Origin of the sequence: Halorhabdus rudnickae (genome assembly GCF_900880625.1) — an archaeon.
In the GTDB taxonomy this organism is placed as follows: Archaea; Halobacteriota; Halobacteria; order Halobacteriales; family Haloarculaceae; genus Halorhabdus; species Halorhabdus rudnickae.
In genome coordinates this window covers 174,708-191,059 of record NZ_CAAHFB010000001.1, presented here as the reverse complement: position 1 = coordinate 191,059, position 16,352 = coordinate 174,708, and the positions used below count along the sequence as shown (strand labels likewise).

At 63.6% G+C, this 16,352-nt stretch carries 17 protein-coding genes and 2 pseudogenes; 9 read left to right on the top strand and 10 right to left on the bottom strand.

Features of this window, described 5'->3' with window-relative positions:
* Positions 1-175 precede the first annotated feature (175 nt).
* The 4 genes and pseudogenes from BN2694_RS00960 to BN2694_RS00945 all read left to right on the top strand — a co-directional run.
* Complete coding sequence (locus BN2694_RS00960; protein WP_135661745.1) at positions 176-2,470, top strand: methyl-accepting chemotaxis protein; 2,295 nt, start codon at positions 176-178, stop codon at positions 2,468-2,470.
* Between the two features lie 3 nt (positions 2,471-2,473).
* Positions 2,474-3,196, top strand: a complete 723-nt coding sequence (locus tag BN2694_RS00955; protein ID WP_135661743.1) for a bacteriorhodopsin — start codon at positions 2,474-2,476, stop codon at positions 3,194-3,196.
* Positions 3,197-3,235: 39 nt separating this feature from the next.
* The gene (locus BN2694_RS00950) at positions 3,236-3,781 is read left to right on the top strand and encodes a 3-hydroxyacyl-CoA dehydrogenase NAD-binding domain-containing protein (protein ID WP_135661741.1); all 546 of its coding nucleotides are present in this window, start codon (positions 3,236-3,238) and stop codon (positions 3,779-3,781) included.
* Between the two features lie 48 nt (positions 3,782-3,829).
* A pseudogene (locus BN2694_RS00945) lies at positions 3,830-4,126 on the top strand (3-hydroxyacyl-CoA dehydrogenase family protein); the annotation flags it as partial.
* Positions 4,127-4,145: 19 nt separating this feature from the next.
* On the opposite strand, the gene BN2694_RS16905 reads toward BN2694_RS00945, so the two are convergent.
* The 4 genes from BN2694_RS16905 to fer form a co-directional block, all read right to left on the bottom strand.
* On the bottom strand, positions 4,146-4,307 hold the full coding sequence (locus BN2694_RS16905) for a hypothetical protein (RefSeq protein ID WP_167879929.1): 162 nt from the start codon (positions 4,305-4,307) through the stop codon (positions 4,146-4,148).
* A 68-nt stretch (positions 4,308-4,375) separates the two neighbouring features.
* Positions 4,376-5,650: a histidinol dehydrogenase gene (gene hisD / locus BN2694_RS00940; RefSeq protein ID WP_135661737.1), complete on the bottom strand. Its 1,275-nt coding sequence runs from the start codon at positions 5,648-5,650 to the stop codon at positions 4,376-4,378.
* 77 nt (positions 5,651-5,727) lie between these two features.
* On the bottom strand, positions 5,728-6,348 hold the full coding sequence (locus BN2694_RS00935) for an ArsR/SmtB family transcription factor (RefSeq protein WP_135661734.1): 621 nt from the start codon (positions 6,346-6,348) through the stop codon (positions 5,728-5,730).
* 78 nt (positions 6,349-6,426) lie between these two features.
* Positions 6,427-7,059, bottom strand: coding sequence for a ferredoxin Fer (gene fer, locus BN2694_RS00930; RefSeq protein WP_135661732.1), 633 nt, complete (start codon positions 7,057-7,059; stop codon positions 6,427-6,429).
* A gap of 412 nt (positions 7,060-7,471) precedes the next feature.
* On the opposite strand from fer, the pseudogene BN2694_RS00925 reads away from it, so the two are divergent.
* The 3 genes and pseudogenes from BN2694_RS00925 to BN2694_RS00915 all read left to right on the top strand — a co-directional run.
* Positions 7,472-7,853, top strand: a pseudogene (locus BN2694_RS00925) (HAD family hydrolase); the annotation flags it as partial.
* A 306-nt stretch (positions 7,854-8,159) separates the two neighbouring features.
* Complete coding sequence (locus tag BN2694_RS00920; protein WP_135661730.1) at positions 8,160-9,146, top strand: PLP-dependent cysteine synthase family protein; 987 nt, start codon at positions 8,160-8,162, stop codon at positions 9,144-9,146.
* Positions 9,143-10,318 carry a cystathionine gamma-synthase gene (locus BN2694_RS00915; protein WP_135661728.1) on the top strand — a complete coding sequence of 392 codons (1,176 nt, stop codon included), beginning with the start codon at positions 9,143-9,145 and terminating at the stop codon, positions 10,316-10,318. The genes BN2694_RS00920 and BN2694_RS00915 overlap by 4 nt, the downstream gene beginning before the upstream one ends.
* Positions 10,319-10,339: 21 nt before the next feature.
* Here the strand turns inward: BN2694_RS00915 and BN2694_RS00910 are convergent, their stop codons facing one another.
* Both BN2694_RS00910 and BN2694_RS00905 read right to left on the bottom strand, forming a co-directional pair.
* The gene (locus tag BN2694_RS00910; protein WP_135661726.1) at positions 10,340-10,981 is read right to left on the bottom strand and encodes a halocyanin domain-containing protein; all 642 of its coding nucleotides are present in this window, start codon (positions 10,979-10,981) and stop codon (positions 10,340-10,342) included.
* Positions 10,982-11,101: 120 nt separating this feature from the next.
* Positions 11,102-12,166 carry a polyprenyl synthetase family protein gene (locus tag BN2694_RS00905; protein WP_135661724.1) on the bottom strand — a complete coding sequence of 355 codons (1,065 nt, stop codon included), beginning with the start codon at positions 12,164-12,166 and terminating at the stop codon, positions 11,102-11,104.
* A 95-nt stretch (positions 12,167-12,261) separates the two neighbouring features.
* Here BN2694_RS00905 and BN2694_RS00900 point away from each other — a divergent pair, with 95 nt between their 5' ends.
* Together BN2694_RS00900 and BN2694_RS00895 are read left to right on the top strand one after the other, a co-directional pair.
* Positions 12,262-13,104, top strand: a complete 843-nt coding sequence (locus BN2694_RS00900; RefSeq protein ID WP_135661722.1) for an NAD(+)/NADH kinase — start codon at positions 12,262-12,264, stop codon at positions 13,102-13,104.
* Between the two features lie 83 nt (positions 13,105-13,187).
* Positions 13,188-13,625 carry a DUF7313 family protein gene (locus tag BN2694_RS00895; RefSeq protein ID WP_135661720.1) on the top strand — a complete coding sequence of 146 codons (438 nt, stop codon included), beginning with the start codon at positions 13,188-13,190 and terminating at the stop codon, positions 13,623-13,625.
* Positions 13,626-14,156: 531 nt separating this feature from the next.
* Here the strand turns inward: BN2694_RS00895 and BN2694_RS00890 are convergent.
* The 4 genes from BN2694_RS00890 to BN2694_RS00875 are packed head-to-tail and all read right to left on the bottom strand — an operon-like array spanning position 14,157 to position 16,352.
* A complete protein-coding gene (locus tag BN2694_RS00890; protein WP_135661718.1) occupies positions 14,157-14,420 on the bottom strand; it encodes a DUF7314 family protein in 264 nt (87 codons plus the stop codon).
* Complete coding sequence (locus BN2694_RS00885) at positions 14,413-14,775, bottom strand: DUF7315 family membrane protein (RefSeq protein WP_210408891.1); 363 nt, start codon at positions 14,773-14,775, stop codon at positions 14,413-14,415. Before BN2694_RS00885 ends, BN2694_RS00890 begins: the two co-directional genes overlap by 8 nt.
* Before the next feature lie 3 nt (positions 14,776-14,778).
* On the bottom strand, positions 14,779-15,546 hold the full coding sequence (locus tag BN2694_RS00880) for a cytochrome bc complex cytochrome b subunit (RefSeq protein WP_135661716.1): 768 nt from the start codon (positions 15,544-15,546) through the stop codon (positions 14,779-14,781).
* Positions 15,547-15,548: 2 nt separating this feature from the next.
* Positions 15,549-16,352, bottom strand: coding sequence for a cytochrome b (locus tag BN2694_RS00875; RefSeq protein WP_135661713.1), 804 nt, complete (start codon positions 16,350-16,352; stop codon positions 15,549-15,551).

The window sequence follows — 16,352 nt, the reverse complement described above, 5'->3', positions numbered from 1 at the left end:
CGGTCACAGCCAGCCACAATGACTGTTTGGGTCAGATAGCCGCCCCGACGGACTGTGTTCGACGGAACGATCCCGCGTGGAAACCGTCACGGAGCTGGATTCGGCCAGCCGCGGGTTATCACCCGTGAAAATTGGGTGCGGACCTTTACGGGCAACTGCCCCGAGAAACACGATAATGTCAGGCGATAGCTCTGGTTTACTCCCCGCCATCGTCCGCGAGCGATACACCGCGCGATTGGGTGTCGCGCTCGCGTTTGCGATCCTCGTAATGCTCGCGTTTGGCGTGGTGATCAGCGCGCAGACATCGGGTGAACTCCGGGACGATGTCGAACGCGATCTCACGGGTCAGGCCAACGCCCAGGCTGCCCACCTCGACACGTGGGTGTCGGCCGTGACGGATGACGTGCGGACGACATCGAAACTGCCCGTGTTTGCGTCCGACGACGTCGACCGGATCAAGCCGGCTCTCGATCGGATGATCGAGAGCGAGAACGTCCCGAAAGACGTGGTCGCCGTCCACTATCTGAACACGGCCGAGATGGAATTTCTGACCAGTTCGAGCGACGAGATGGTCGGCCTCGATCCGGCCCAGCAGGGTGCCGCATTCGCCACCGACCCGCCGACGTTCGATGGACCCGACGACGTCCACGTCACTGACCCGTTCTCGGTCCCGATCGTCGATCACCCGATCGTCGCCGTGATCTCGCCCGTCGAGGGGGCCGAGGACCGCGCACTCGTCTACATGGTCGACCTGGAGAAACGCGCGGAAGGACTCGCCGGTGAGAACGACACGTCGACTGTCGTCGTCAATGAGGCAGGCGAGTACGTGGCCCACCCCAATGCGAGCAAGATCTTGACCACATCGGGACACGACGTCGGAAGCCTCTCGGCCGGCGACGTTGCCTTCGACCGCGAGGGCGAGACGGTCATGGGGATGGCAAAGCTGTCGACGCTGGAGTGGACGGTAATGACGCACATGCCCGCCGATCGGGCGTACGCGCTCACGAACCAGATCAACGCCGACCTGCTCGGTCTGGTGTTGCTGGCGATCATCAACCTCGGGCTGATCGGCGTCACCGTCGGATCGAACACGGCGCTTTCTCTCCGACAGCTGGCCAATCGGGCGGAAGCGATGGGCAGGGGCGATCTCGACGTCGACCTCACGAGCGAACGCGACGACGAGATCGGATCGCTGTACGCAGCCCTTTCGGACATGCGCGACTCGTTACGCGAGCAGATCGCTGCAGCCGAGTCGGCCCGGGAGGAAGCCGAATCCGCCCAAGAGGACGCCGAATCGGCCCGAAAGGAGGCCGAACGAGAACGCGAGGAAATGGAGGCACTGTCTTCACACTTGGAGACCAAAGCCGCCGAGTACGGGGCCGTCCTCGACGATGTCGCCGACGGTGATCTCACCCGCCGAGTGGACCCCGAAAGCGACAACGAGGCGATGCAGACCGTCGGGGAAGAGCTCAACGAGGCGCTCGCGGCTCTCGAGGCGACTGTCGCGGACGTCGAGGCATTCGCCGACGAGGTAGCTCGTTCGAGTGACACGGTCCGGCGCAACGCCGACCAGGTGAGCGAAGCCAGCGAGCAAGTCAGCCAGTCGATCGAGGAGATCTTCGACGGCGCCAGCGAACAGAGCGAGCGCCTCCAGGACATCGCGGACGAGATGGAGAACCTTTCGGCGTCGGCCCAGCAAGTCGCCAGTTCCGCCCAGGAGGTCGCTTCCACCTCCCGGGAGGCCGCCGAGGTCGGCGAGACCGGTCAACAGGCCGCCAAGGAGGCCATCACGGAGATGAACGCCATCGAGGAAGAGACCGAACGCACCAGACAGGCGATCAACGAACTCGACGACGACGTCGAGGAGATCAGCGAGATCGTCGACCTGATCACACAGATCGTCGACCAGACGAACATGCTGGCGATCAACGCCTCGATCGAGGCGGCCCACTCGGGCGGCGGCGAAGGCTTCGCCGTGGTCGCCGACGAGATCAAGGAACTGGCCGAAGAGACCAAAGACGCTGCCGGCGACATCGAGGCCCGTATCGAGGCTATCCAGGACCAGGCCGGCGAAACAGTCGAGACGATGGAGTCAACGAGTGAACGGATGAGCGAAGGGGTCGAAACCGTCACTGAAGCCGTCGAGTCCTTAGAGACGATCGTCGAACACGCCGAAGAAGCAGATCGGGGGATCCAGGAAATCGACGACGCGACCGAAGATCAGGCACACACCGCTCAGCAGGTGATGACGATGGTCGACGACCTCGCGGCGATCAGCCAGCAGACGACCAGGGAGGCCGACACGGTGGCGTCGGCGGCCGACGAACAGACCGATTCGATCGCGGAGGTCTCTGAGTCGGCCGGTGAGTTACGCCAGCGATCCGACGAACTCGAGTCGCTACTCGCACGCTTCGAGGTCGATCGCTCCGGCGCCGATAACGCCCGGACGGCGACCGCAATGGAGGACTAACCCATGATCGAGATCGACATCACACTCTGGTTCACGCTGGGCACGCTCGGGATGGCACTGGGAAGCATCGGACTCGCCTACGGGTTCGTCGTCCTGCCCCGCGAGTGGTACCGTACGTACGCTGACGTGGTGATCGTCACGCTCATCGCGACGGTCGCCTACGGACTGATGGCACTCGGGATCGGCGCACTCGATGCAAGCGCCGGGACGGCAGTGTTCATCCCCCGCTACGTCGACTGGTTGCTGACGACGCCGCTGCACGTCCTGTTCATCGCCGTGATAGCCGGTGCCAGCCGACGGGTGATCGGGGCGGCGGTCGGTCTGCAGGCTGCGACAATTGTGTTCGGGTTCATCGGGGCACTGCTCGCCACGCCGTTAAAAGAGATATTCTTCCTTGCGGGCAGCCTGGCGTTCGTCGGCGTCGTCTACCTGCTGGTCGTGGAGGCGTCCGACAGCGCCGAGGACCTATCGGTCGTGCAGGCCGGCCTCTACCGGAAGCTCCGGAACTTCGTCATCGTCCTCTGGCTGGTCTATCCGATCATCTGGGTGCTGGCTCCGACAGGGTACGGATTGATGGACGCCGAGACGAGTTCGCTGGTCATCACGTACATCGACGTGGTGGCGAAGGTCGGCTTCGGGCTGATCGCGTTGAACGGGCTTCGGGCGCTCCAATCGACCGATGTCGACCCCGAGACGTTCGTACACCCGCTAGCTGTGAGTGAGTGAGGACAAACTCTTATCGGGAATCGCGTCGACTGTCTGCCCATGAACGTCGCGATCATCGGCACCGAGGAGGCTGCCAGACAGTTCGCGAAAGCGGCCGTCTCGGGAACGGCCCGATCCGGACACGGGACCGGTGAGGCCGCCGGGGATCCGCCCGCGATCAGCCTCTGTGGATCGGAGGCGACCGCCGTCATGGACGCCATCGACGCGATCGAGGAGGCACTCGGCGCGGCCGCCGAGCCCCAGCCTGCGGCCCGCCTCGATCGGATCGACGGCACGACCGACCTCGAAACTGCCGTCGACGGGGCCGATGTCGTGATCGAAACCCGGGGCGGCGACATCGAAACTGTTCGGGACCGACTGGCCGCGATCGAGGAGGAAATCGGTGCCGACGCCATGCTCGGGACCTGCGTCGACCGGGCGGAGATGACAGCGATCGCGGTCGGCCTCGAACGGCCTGGGCGGGCCGTGGGGCTATCGACGGTCACGACCGACGGCGAGCCGGGCGTGATCGAGATCGTCCGCGCCGATCAGACCGACAATCGGACGGTCGAGACCGCCGCCGGGTTCGTCCGGGAACTCGGCTAGACGCCCGTCGCCGTCCACGACGTTCCGGGGCTACTCTCGCGGCGCCTCCAGCTGGCCCTGCAAGCGGAGGCTATGCGTGCGGTCGAGGCTGACGTGGCGACCCCCGCCGAGATAGATGCCGTGATGGAGGCCGGGTTCGGTCACGTCGAAGGACCGCTCGCCAGTGCCGATCGATCGGGACTGGACGATCGCCTGGTCGCCATGGAAGAGCTAGCTGACGAACTCGGCCCGCGCTTCGAGCCACCGGCTGTGCTGGAAGCGAAGGGCGAGGCCAGGCAACTCGGCGAGGCGACGGGCGAGGGGTTCCGTGTCTGGGAACAAGAGTCGACGAACGACAATCCCTGAGCGACGTTCGATGGCCGTTTCAGCGACGAAAGAGGCCGTATCCGATCAGTCCAGCGAACACGACTACCGCGAAAGTTTCGTCGAACGCGTACTTGAATCCGATACCCACCAAGACGGCCAAGTTAACCACCGAGAGGAACAACACGGCGTCGAGACGCCAGCCCAGGCTATCAGCATCCATGCCTTACGGATCCGAAAGCCAACGCAAAATAGGTTGTCAATCCCAACACCGGTCACGGACGGGTTCTCTCACTCCTCGAAGCGCGTCTCGACGCTGTGGGCATGTGCTTCGAGTCCCTCCGCCTCGGCTAACGTCGTGATCGTCTCACGGAGCGTTTCTAGCCCTTCTTCGGAGAGTTGCTGGTAGGTCGCCGGGCGGACGAAATCGTCCACGGAGAGGCCACTAGCGATCGACGCCGAGCCACCGGTCGGCAGGACGTGATTAGTCCCGCTGGCGTAGTCGCCGGCAGCGACGGGCGTGAACTCGCCGACGAACGCCGACCCGTAGTTGGTGATCCGTTCGAGCAGATCGCGTTCGTTCGCGGCGTGGACGAAGATGTGTTCCGGAGCGTAGTCCTCGCTGAACGCGACCGCTTCGTCCATCGATTCGGCGAGGAAGACACCGCTGGCATCGTTGGCCAGGGCCTCGCGGACGATGTCTTCACGCTCGCGTTGTGGCACCTGTCGGTCGATCTCCTCGGCGACGGCCGCGGCGTGGTCGGCATCGGGTGTCACCGCGACGACGCCGGCGTTGGGGTCGTGTTCGGCCTGGGCGACGACCTCGGCGGCGACGATCTCCGGGTCCGCAATGTCGTCAGTCAGCGTCAGCACCTCACTGGGACCGGCGAGCATGTCGATACGGACGTCGCCCCGCACTTCGGCTTTCGCGGCGGTGACCCACCGGTTGCCGGGGCCGACGATCACGTCCACCGGGTCAATCGACTCGGTGCCGTAAGCCAATGCGGCGATTGCCTGGGCGCCGCCGATCTGGTAGACTGCGTCCGCGCCGGCGGCGTGCATCGCCGCCAGCGTAACTGGGTTGATCTCTTCGGCGGGCGGTGTCGCGACGGCGACGTGCTCGACGCCGGCGACCTTCGCGGGCACGACGCCCATGAGCACGCTCGATGGGTAGGCTGCGGTCCCACCCGGGGCGTAGACGCCAGCCGATTCGAGCGGGTAGTACTTCCGGCCGAGTTCTCGACCGTCCGCCGTCTCGACGGACCAGTCTTCGGGGACCTGACGCTCGTGGAACACGCGAATGTTCTCGGCGGCGGTCTCGATCGCCTGGCGGACGTCCTCGTCGATGGATTCGTAGGCCTCGGCGGCCCTCTCGGTGATCTCGAAGTCCTCGACCTCGACGTCGTCGAAGCGCCGGCAGAACTCCGCGAGTGCGGCGTCGCCCTCGCGATGGACGCGCCCGACGATGTCGGCGACATCCTCGCGGATTTCGCCGATGCCGGAGTCTCGCTCGAAGAGCGCGCGTCGCTGTTCGGCACCGAGTTCAGAGATGGACTGTACGTCCATACGCGCGACGGTTGATCCGCCTCACCCAAACCACTTGCTATCCGGCCTGAGAACCCTAATTATCGACGGTGGCGTTCCTATCGGCTGCGGGCGTACCACCAGACCCCGACGAGGGCGAGGATGAACGCGCCACCAAGGAAGAACGCGACCGCCGGATCGGCCAGCAACGGCGACGGCTCGGCACCTCCCGTTGCAGTGTCCCCCGTCTCGACGCTCATCGTCCCCATGCCGCCCCCTGACTGGGTCGTCGTATCAGTAACAAATCGCTGGATGGCGAACCCGAACGCCACCGCACCACCGGCGAGGATGCCAACGCCGGCCAATACGCGGGCGACGGCTCGTTTCAGCAGGGATCGTTCCTCCTGTGAACCGGCAACGAGCACCAGCGCCTCGTTGGTCGGCGCGTAGACAGTCATCTCGTTGCCTTTCGACGAGTAGTCCGTGCCGGCAGACTCGATCAAGTCAGCGGACTCCAATTTCTCAAGATGGTAGTGAACGTTCTGCAGTGAGGTGCCGATCTCATCGCGGATCTGCGCGGGCGTCGTCGGGTCCTCGTAGATCAGCGCCAGGACTCGACGGGCTGTCTCGGAGGACAGCGCAGCGAAGGCCTCGTCGGCCGCTTCCTCGTCGAGTCCGAGCACCTGCGGTTCGTCACTGGTTTCGGTCCGCTCCCCGCGGCGCGGCAATAACGTCCCCATCGCTCCTGGCTAAAACGGCCACTACAAAGGATTTATCGATGGATCAAACAGTCGTTTGACTCATCGTCGAGTGACGGTTTAATCGCTCGTTCGGCGATCGGCGGGACGAGGCGGGAGTCGGAGGTCGGCAATCGCGGGGAGGTGTTTGACGTTGTAGACGAGTTTGAGCGTGTCCGTCAGTGGTCGTCCGACACAGGACAGCCTGATACCGCGATCGATCGCCTCTTCGGGGAGGATGTGATTGACCGGCTGGGACAATTCACCCTCCAGAACGGCGACCGCACAGTTGGCACACGCCCCGCCCCGGCAAGAATACGGCCAGGAGCGGCCACACTGTTCGACGGTCTCCAGAAGGGGATCGTTGCGCCCGACCGTGAGTTGCCCGTAGTCAGTCCCGGTCAGACCCGCGGCTCGACACTTCTCGAAGAGATCGTTATCCTCAAGGGACCAGTCCTTGTCAGCGATCGCCTCGTAGTCGACAAACTCGACGTCTGTCGACAGCGTCGTGGGCACTGTAGAGCCAGTCGACTGGGTTGACACCTCTCGATCACCAGCGAGGAGCGCCTCGTAGGCCGACTGGACTGTGCGAAACTCTTCGATCGAACCACCCTGGTCGGGATGGGCGTCCTTGACGCGGCGTCGATAGGCCCGGTGGACCGCCTCCTCGTCTGCGCCGGGATTGACGCCGAGCACTTCGGCGGGCGAGGGCACGCCATGTTCTAGCCAAAACCACCTGTTAAACCTTCGCGTGGCGGAAAGCCGGGCGTACGCGGATATGACCGGGGTGGACGAACGAGAGCAGCGCCGGCCGTCGGGTGCTCGTGACAGTTGTCCGCTTTGATAAGTAGCCTGGTAACAACGCCGAGGGTCGATACTGGTCCAGAATCACACGGAGAAGCCAGTGTCGCTCGTCCCGGATACTGCCGAACCAACAGCATGCTTTATGCGGTCTCCCGTCGAAGATGATCGTGATGAAACGAACGAAACTCATCGCTATCGTCGCTATCGTCGCCATCATGGCCATCGCCATCAGGAAACGCCGACCGACCGAACTCGAGGATTGACGCCCCGACTTCGATACCCGTTGTTCGACGAATAAAACGGCGTCCTGTTCAAATGTGGCGACATTCTCAGCCTCGCGGCGGCAGAGAGTGGCAGCGAACATCCCTCGCTCGTAGGATCGTCGACGGTGCCAAAGAGTAGAGCCCAGAGACATTCTCGAACCCGTGGACTTCGAAAACGTCCCCGGACACGGGATCAAAGCGACCATCGAGGGCTGGGAGCCACGGAGGGGCTCCGAACTCGCGTGCATCGTCGTGGACGCAGACACGGTAAAGGGGGATGCGAAGGAAGTCGTCGCCGCCCTCCGCGAGCGGGGCATCGACGTCATGCTGTTCACAGGCGACAACGAATGGACCGCTCGGGACGTCGCCGAGCAAGTCGGGATCGGTCCCGCCAACGTCCGCGCAGAAGTCCTCCCTGAGGACAAGTCAGACGTCGTCGATCGCTCGACAAAATCCGACGACGGCCCTGTTGAGCTGTCCCGGTGACCAGCAAATCAAAACCCATTAAAACGCCGTCGCATACGTTCGGCCATGGATCGTTTCAAAACGACCCGGCGGATGGCTCACTGTTTGCAGCCAGTCCGGGTTTCCGATCCGTCGTCTCGTGAATCGACGCTCCGGAGGCAATCGGTCCGCGAGTCTGCTGATTCTCACCCGGTCGTCTGCACGTCCTGTTGTTGTCGCTGTTGAAACCGTATTCTCGGAGTCGGATCGAGCACAACCAAGCGACAGCGAGACCACAGCGACATGACGACACACCACACACCGAAGACGTCAGTACTGGACACCATCGGCGAGACGCCGCTGGTCGAACTCGATGGGTCACCGGGGGCAGTCCCGGTGTACGCCAAACTCGAGACGTTCAATCCGGGCGGGAGCGTGAAGGATCGCGTCGGCAAACACATCCTCGAAGAACTCCTCGATCGCGGCAAGATCGCACCCGGCGGGGCGATCGTCGAGCCGACGGCCGGTAACACCGGCATTGGCATGGCGATCGCCGCGACCCGCCTGGATCTCGAGGCAGTTTTCGTCGTTCCTGAAGGGTTCAGCGTCGAGAAAGAACGCCTGATGGACGCACTCGGAGCTGAAATCGTCCACTTCTCTGGGGACGGCGGCATGGCTGCAGCCGCCCAAAGAGCCCACGAGATCGCCAAGGAGCACGAAGACGCCGTCGTCCCACAGCAGTTCGCGACGCCGTTGAACGTCCAAGCGCACTACCGGACGACCGGCCCGGAGATCCGCGAGGCACTCGACGGTGAGGTGGGTGCGGTCGTCGTCGGCGTCGGCTCGGGCGGGACGCTAACCGGGATCGCCCGTGCCGTCCGCGAGCAAGTTCCGGACGTCAGTGTCGTCGCCGTCGAACCGGCGGGATCGACGTTCGGGGAAGTGCTGGGCCGCGAGCGTGAGGAGGGACCGTACAAGATCGAGGGGATCGGGACGCACGATCCGGACGTGACCGAGTTACTCGAACCCGCTGAGATCGACGACTTCGTGACGATCAGCGATCGGGACGCCCACGCCGAGGTGCAGCGACTCGCCGCCGAGGAGGGACATCTCGTCGGCTCGAGTTCCGGCGCGGCGAGCGTCGCGGCCCGACAGGTCGCCGAGGAAATCGCGGCTGGTGAGCGCGAAGCACCGCACGACACCGTCGTGACGGTGTTCCCCGACGGCGGCGAACGGTACCTCTCGAAGAACATATACGGCCACTTCGACGCATGGGAGGGCAAAGCATGACCGACGAGGACGGCGACAGCGACGACTTCGAGACACGAGCGATCCACGCCGGGTGGGAGCCCGACCCGCAGACGGGCGCGATCATGCCGCCGATCTACGCCACCTCGACGTTTGCCCAGGACGCTCCCGGCGAAGATCGTGGCTACGAGTATTCCCGGACGGGCAACCCGACGCGGATGGCGCTTGAAGAGAACTTGGCGAGTCTCGAAGGCGGTGAACACGGCCGGGCCTTCGCCAGTGGGATGGCCGCGATCAACACCGTCCTCAATCTGCTTTCGGCGGGCGATCACGTCGTCGTCGGGCGTGACGTCTACGGCGGAACCCACCGGCTATTCACTGACGTCTACGAGGACTACGATCTCGAATTCTCTTTCGTGGACGCGACCGATCCTGACGCCGTAGCTGCGGCGATCACCGAGGAGACCGAATTGGTCTGGGCCGAGACGCCGACGAATCCCCTGCTGGAAATCGTGGACATCGAGCGAGTTGCTGTGGTGGCCCACGACGGCGACGCGCTGCTGGCCGTGGACAACACCTTCGCGACGCCATACCTCCAGCAGCCGCTCGAATTCGGGGCGGACATCGTCGCTCACTCGCTGACGAAGTACCTCGGCGGCCACTCGGATATCGTCGGGGGCGCGCTCATCACAGACGACGCCGAACTCGACGAACGACTCGGGTTCTACCAGAACAGCGTCGGCGCGACCCCCGACCCGTTCGCGTGTTTCCTCGTTCTCCGGGGGACCAAAACGCTGCCTGTCAGGATGGACCGACACAGCGAGAACGCCAGGGAACTCGCCGAGTGGCTCGACGAGCACTCGGCCGTCGAGACCGTCCATTATCCCGGACTCGAATCACATCCCGGCCACGAGGTCGCGGCGGCACAGATGGACGACTTCGGGGGCATGCTCAGCGTCGAGTTCGACGCCCCCCTCGAGGCGGTTCGGCGCTTCGTCTCCGAGACGGACATCTTCACACTGGCCGAGAGCCTCGGCGGCGTCGAGAGCCTGATCGAGCACCCGGCGACGATGACACACGGCGCCGTGCCGGCCGAAGAACGCCGCAAGACGGGGATTACCGACGGGCTGGTCCGTCTCAGTGTCGGCCTCGAAGCCGTCGGAGATCTCCGGACTGACCTGGCGGACACACTCGAGAAAACGATCGAGATCTAAGAACGGCGCTCGCTGTCTGTTCTACTGCTCGTCGTAGTCTCCGCCGTACTTCATGAAGAAGTACGCGAAGCCGAGAGCCGCAGCCATGAGGAACCCACTGCCGACGCCGAGCAACTTCGCGTTCTCGGGGACTTTCGGCCCGGTCGAACCCCCGAGTTCGACCTCGGGATAGTCGTCACCGACGACGACGGCGCCTTTCATGCCGACCGAGCGGTGGGGATTGCAGTAGTACTTCGAAATGCCGGCTTCCTCGAAGGTGTGCTCGAACGTGGTGCCGGCCTCGGCGACGGCCGACCCCGAAGAGTACGACTCGTCTTCGGCCACTACGTTGTGGGCGTTGCCCTCGCCGGTCCACTCGAAGACGACGGTCGTCCCGGCGTCGACGTGGATCGCCGGCGGCCCGAACGCCCAAAAGTTGCCGTTGCCCTCGACGCCCACTTCGACCGTCACTTCGTCTTGCCCGCGGTAGTCCTCGGTACTCGAAAAGTTGCTCACGTCCGAAAACCACCCGCCATAATCGGGCTTCCCGCCGCCGCTGCCGCCACCTTCGCCCTCTTGAGCGGCGGCGGTTCCGGCCGCACCCGCGGCTGCCGTTGCACCGGTGAGTGCGCCCGCCGATCTGAGTACGTCCCGGCGAGATAGGTCCGTAGCGCCGTCAGTCATAATGAGCCGTTCGATGTCCCCGGTAGTGAATATGTTGGTACGCACAATGGTGTCCGGTTGGCGTTCGGGAGACTCGGCTGGCGGCGATTCGGGACCAATGGGAGACACCTGGCGGACCGCTCACTGCTCGCGTTCGACGACGAACGTTGTGAACTCGCCGAGACGAGTTTTGGGTTCGGGTTCGAGGTCGACCGCCTCGAGTTCCGCCCGGGCGGCGTCGGCGATTTCCAGGGCGCGTTCGCGAGCGTACTCGACACTCCCGGCCGATCGCAGGATTTCGATGGCTTCGAGGACCTCCTCGTCGGTGTTGTCCTCGGCCTCAAGGATTTCTTCGAGTCTGGCGACGTCCTCGGCGGGGGCGTGCTCGGCGGCGTGAATTACCATCAGCGTCTTCTTGCCCTCCCGGACGTCGTTGCCGAACTCCTTGCCGAAATCGCCCGCCTCATCCAGCGTGTTCTCGATGTCGAGGATATCATCGCCGATCTGGAAGGCGATCGAGAGACGTTCGGCGTATCTGGCGACCTGTTGTTCGACCTCCGTGGATTGACCCGTGACGATCGCCGCGAGCCTGGCGACGATCCGGGCGAGACAGCCCGTCTTGCACGCACACATCTCGTAGTACTGGGCCTCGTCGATCCGGACGGCCCGTTCGTTGTGCCAGTGGATATCCATCCCCTGGCCGAGATGAGTCCGATTGAGTTCGTACATCAGCATCTCGTAAGCCGCAAGTCGGGTCTCGGCGTCCAGATTAGCGGGGTTTCGCGTGATGATCTTCAACGGCAGGAAATACATCGCGTTGCCGGCGTTGAGCGCTACGTCGACCCCGTATTCGCGGTGGAGTGCCGGCTCGCCACGCCGCATCGAGGCCCTGTCCTCGACATCGTCGACGATGATCGTTCCGTTATGGAGGACTTCCGGGATGATCGCATAAGGAAGGAAGTCTTCGGGTTCCTCGCCGAACCCCTCGACGAGAAGGAGAAAGACGACCGCCCGCCAGCGTTTCCCGCCGCGATCGAGAAGGTCCCAGACTGGATCCGAGAGCGCGTGCTGGATCGCCGCGGGGTCGTAACGGTAGGTTGGCTCGCCAAAGAACTCCCGAAGGTAGGCATCCCCGATCTCCCGTGGGAGCAACTCCGCGATCGCCTCGTCGATAGCCGGTCGCCAGTCCGAAAGCACGTCCCGCATAGCGTTCCCCTCGGTAGGGTCGAATAAAAACTCTTCCCGCTCGGTCGCCGCCGGGTGCGGTGCCTTTTTGGGGGCCAACGGCCAGGACTCGTGTGATGAATGACGATCCGGGCGCCGGTCCGATCGCGGTCGTCGGCGACGAGCGAGGCGCCGTCTCCGAACTGGTCGAATCGGCGGGCAGACGCGTCCGCCCGGGGACAGCCGGCGGACTCGACGACGCGACTGTCGTCCTTGCTGTCGGCGAAGCGGCCGTGCTCGACCTCGCGCGCCAGAACTGTTCGACACCTGTGATGCCGGTCGCCGTCCCGGGCGGGCTACAAGCGGTTCCCGCGGACGCGCTCCAGACGGCACTACAACGACTCGACGACGGATCAGCTACCATCCGTGAACGGCCGGTACTCGCCGTCGACCGCGAGGACGAACGGATCGAGACGGCGTTGCTCGACGTAATGGCCGTTACGAGCGAACCGGCTCACATCTCCGAGTACGCGGTCTCGACCCCCGAGGAACCGATCTCGACGTTCCGGGCCGACGGCGTCGTAGTCGCGACACCTGCCGGGAGCGACGGCTACGCCCGCCGGGTCGGCGGTCCCGTGCTCAGTCCTGACCTCCGTGGCCTCTCGGTCGTCCCCGTCGGGGCGTTCAAGACGGAACGAAACCACTGGGTCGTTTCGCTGCCGACCGACGGCCCGGCACTGTCGATGACTGTCGAACGCGAGGACGCGCCGGTCTCGTTGCTGGTCGACGGTCGCGATGCGGGAACGATTCCTGTCGGCGATCGCCTCGAGGTCGGCGCTGACGGTCACCTCCCGCTGGCCGTGGTTCCCGAAAGCGAGTCGGCGTTCCGGTCGGATCCTGATCGGCCGCGTCCGGACGACACAGTCGGCGGCCGCGGCCCGGCTGACGCCGACGTCGATCCCCTCTTTCCCGCCGAGTGAACGGAGACTTAGCGGTGACGGAACAACCACACCTCGGTGCCGGTTTGGAAACACTCTAATGGATACCGGCCGTGGCGTCGGTTATGCCACCGGTTTCGTTGTTCGGGCCCCTCGATGCAGTGCTTGGTGACAGCATCGAGTACGTCCTTCTGGTTCTGGTGCTCGTGAACCTGCTGACGCGGGTGCTCGCTCACAGACAACACCTAAAGGCGGCTGAGAAAGGTGGTGCCGAAGCGATGTCGCGCTTTCTCCCGCACGCCGCCTCGAACGTCCTACTCGTATTGGCCGCCTTCTATTACCTCACACTGCATCACCACGCTGGAATCGTCACCTCTGTGCTCGTCCTCGGCCTGTTTATCACCGACTTCTTCGAGTTCGAGGCGCGCAAGGTAGAGGCGCGTCGGGACGTCCCGATCGATCGGCCGAAGGGAGCTATTGCCGCGTCGCTGCTTACGCTCACGTACGTCGCCTACCAGAGCCTCTTTTTCCTGATCGCACCGCTTTGGGGCGCTGTCGTGTAAACTACACTCCTTACTCGCTCACGGCTTCTTCTCGCGGGACGGAGGCCCGCTCGAATGGTCTCCAAAATGAAATTCCGCGCTATCGCCGTTCGCTTCGTTGAGGCTTCCATCAACGAGCTCTAACGATGAGACGACCCAGGGTCGTCACTGGGGCTTTCGCATGGATCTCGTTGGCCGCCGTCGGCGGCAGGCTCATATTCGCCGACGTTCAACGTCCCACAATCTGCTCACGGGTCTACAGCGCCCGTTGCATGGTCACAGAGACCTTCGGTCCCGATTGACTTGCGGGCGGAGGCGCCACCTTGCATTATACTGGGCAGTATCGTCCATCGACGGAGTGAGTATTGGTCACAGTAGACCCCCTGATCTAGAGACATATACCGTCAGTACCGATCAGTACGCCAATGTTACGAACTGCGAGCAATCGTTTGGCTCGAAAGAGCCAATAATAGGCCTCGAAGCTGATGGTATCGCTGAAAGCGTCGTCGGGAGCAGGACAGCTTTCCGAAGGCCAAGAAGAGAGAACGTCGATTACGATCGTTCGTCGTAGGCCTGGCGAGCCTGGTTGATCGCCGGCACGAGTACCCAGAAGGCCAGGGCGCCGAAGATGGCGAAGTAAAACAACGCCTCGCCGAGATAGATCGCGATCTGACTGAACACGTCCGGACTCTCTGGATACTCGCCAAGTAGCTGGGTACCCTGGAACGAGGGCGTCTTGTACCAGCCGGCGACGACCATCCAGCCCAGGCCGGCCGTTACCAAGATTCCAAAGCCCTTCATGAACTCGTCAGCCATCGGTCTCACCTCCATCGGGACCCATGCCCTCGGTACGGAATCGCGTCGAGAACGCGTAGACGACTGCCCCGAGGACAATCATCCCGAGGCCGGCGATTGCCACCAGCGGATCGACCGCCGAGAGTTCCGCTGTGGCCCGGTTGGTCGCGATGTCCAGCGCAATGAATCCGGCGACGATCGCAAGGACGGCCAACAGTGTCGAGAAGACCGAGATGGCCTTGTAGACTCGCAGGGGCACGACGACGTCTCGGCGATCGCCGCCGCCGGGATCAGCGGTCGGTGTCGACTCGTCAGTCTCTTCGCGCCCTTCGGTCGCGGTCGGTTCGGTCGGTCGTGTGGGTGTCGCGTGGCTCATGGATCACTTCGGTGGGCGGAGCCGGTAGTACCGGCGGTTGAGTTCGAACATGTACCCTTCGCGCATAGACTTCAACACGGCGTACGTGATGAACGCTCCCACGAACGGCACCAGGAACGTCAGATCGAACGTGAGGTGGGCATCCATCGGGAAGAGATTCTTCACCGACAGCACTGCGAGCGTGATCGAAAGGATCACGCCGAAGACGCCAACCGACGCCCAGAAGGGCTGTTCGACCGGTCGGCGGGCGCTGCCCTTGTTCAGGAACGGGACGATCGCGATCACGCCGACGACGACCAGATTCGCCAGGACGCCGAACGTCCGATCGGCCATGAGTTTCTGGCCGCCCAAAAGTGCCAGATCGGGGTTCAGCGGCCCAAGTTTCAGCAGGCCAAAGGACCAGTAGAGGTACCAGTCCGGCAAGATAGTCGATGGAGTCACGCCGGAGTTGGCGGGCGCGCCGATGTGTGGGGGCAACGTCGATGCCAGGAAGACGATCGCCCCGACGAAGAAACTCGTCAGCGCGAGGTTGCGGATCGTCTCGTGGGGCCAGGCCGGGAAGCCGAGCACGTCACGCTCGACGTAATCCGATTCCTGACGGAGGTCCTGATCTTCGCGGCGTGCACGTTCGAAGTACTCGTAGGTCGTCCGTGCCAGCCCCTGTTTGCGTGCCTTGCGCTCGCTCCAGGTCGGCGTCTCGTCGTCGGGTGGAACGATCCCTGTCCCGCCGCCATCGGCGCGTGCCTCGGTGGTGTCTGTGTCCTCTGTCATGGTTAGTGTGGTTCGGCGATGCCTTGCATCCAGACGATCGCGATATGGACGGCGATCAGTGTCGTCACGATAAAGGGCAAGAAGAACACGTGGAGGATGTACATCCGCTGGAGGGTCGCCGGGTTCGGTGTGAACCCGCCGAAGATGAGCTGGGCAGCCCACTCGCCTATCAGCGGAATCGACAGCGCCATCTCGACGCCGATCTGGCCGGCCCAGAACGCCAGCTGATCCCACGGCAGGAGGTAACCCGTGTACCCGAACAGCAGCGTCAGGCTGATCAGGACGATCCCGATGAGCCAGTTGAGTTCACGTGGCTCCTTGTACGCGCCAGTGAAGTACACCCGTAGCATGTGCAGGAACACCGCGGCGACCATCACCTGGGCCGACCAGCGGTGGATACTCCGGAGCATGAACCCGAAGTTGATATCCGTCATGATCATCGTGATCGACTCGTAGGCCATCGTCGGATTCCCTGCGGAACCCGAAGCCGCCGGCGCATAATAGAAGCCAAGCAGCGCACCCGAGATCGCCGCGACGATGTAGGCGAGCGTCGAGAACGATCCCAGTGCGTACAGCGGGTACCAGTACCAGAACTTGTTGTCCAGGCCGTATTGCTCGGTGTGGCTCTTTGGCATCTGCATGTTGACCTTGTAGTAAAGGTTCTCCAGAATCTCGAGATAGTCGACGATCCGGAGACGCTTATCGAGCCACATCAGAACGGTCAGGTACACCGTCTCCAGGCGCGTGAACTCGCGCTCTTCCATCCAGGCTTCGTGGTCGTGGTCGTCTTTGCGTTCGAGACTCAT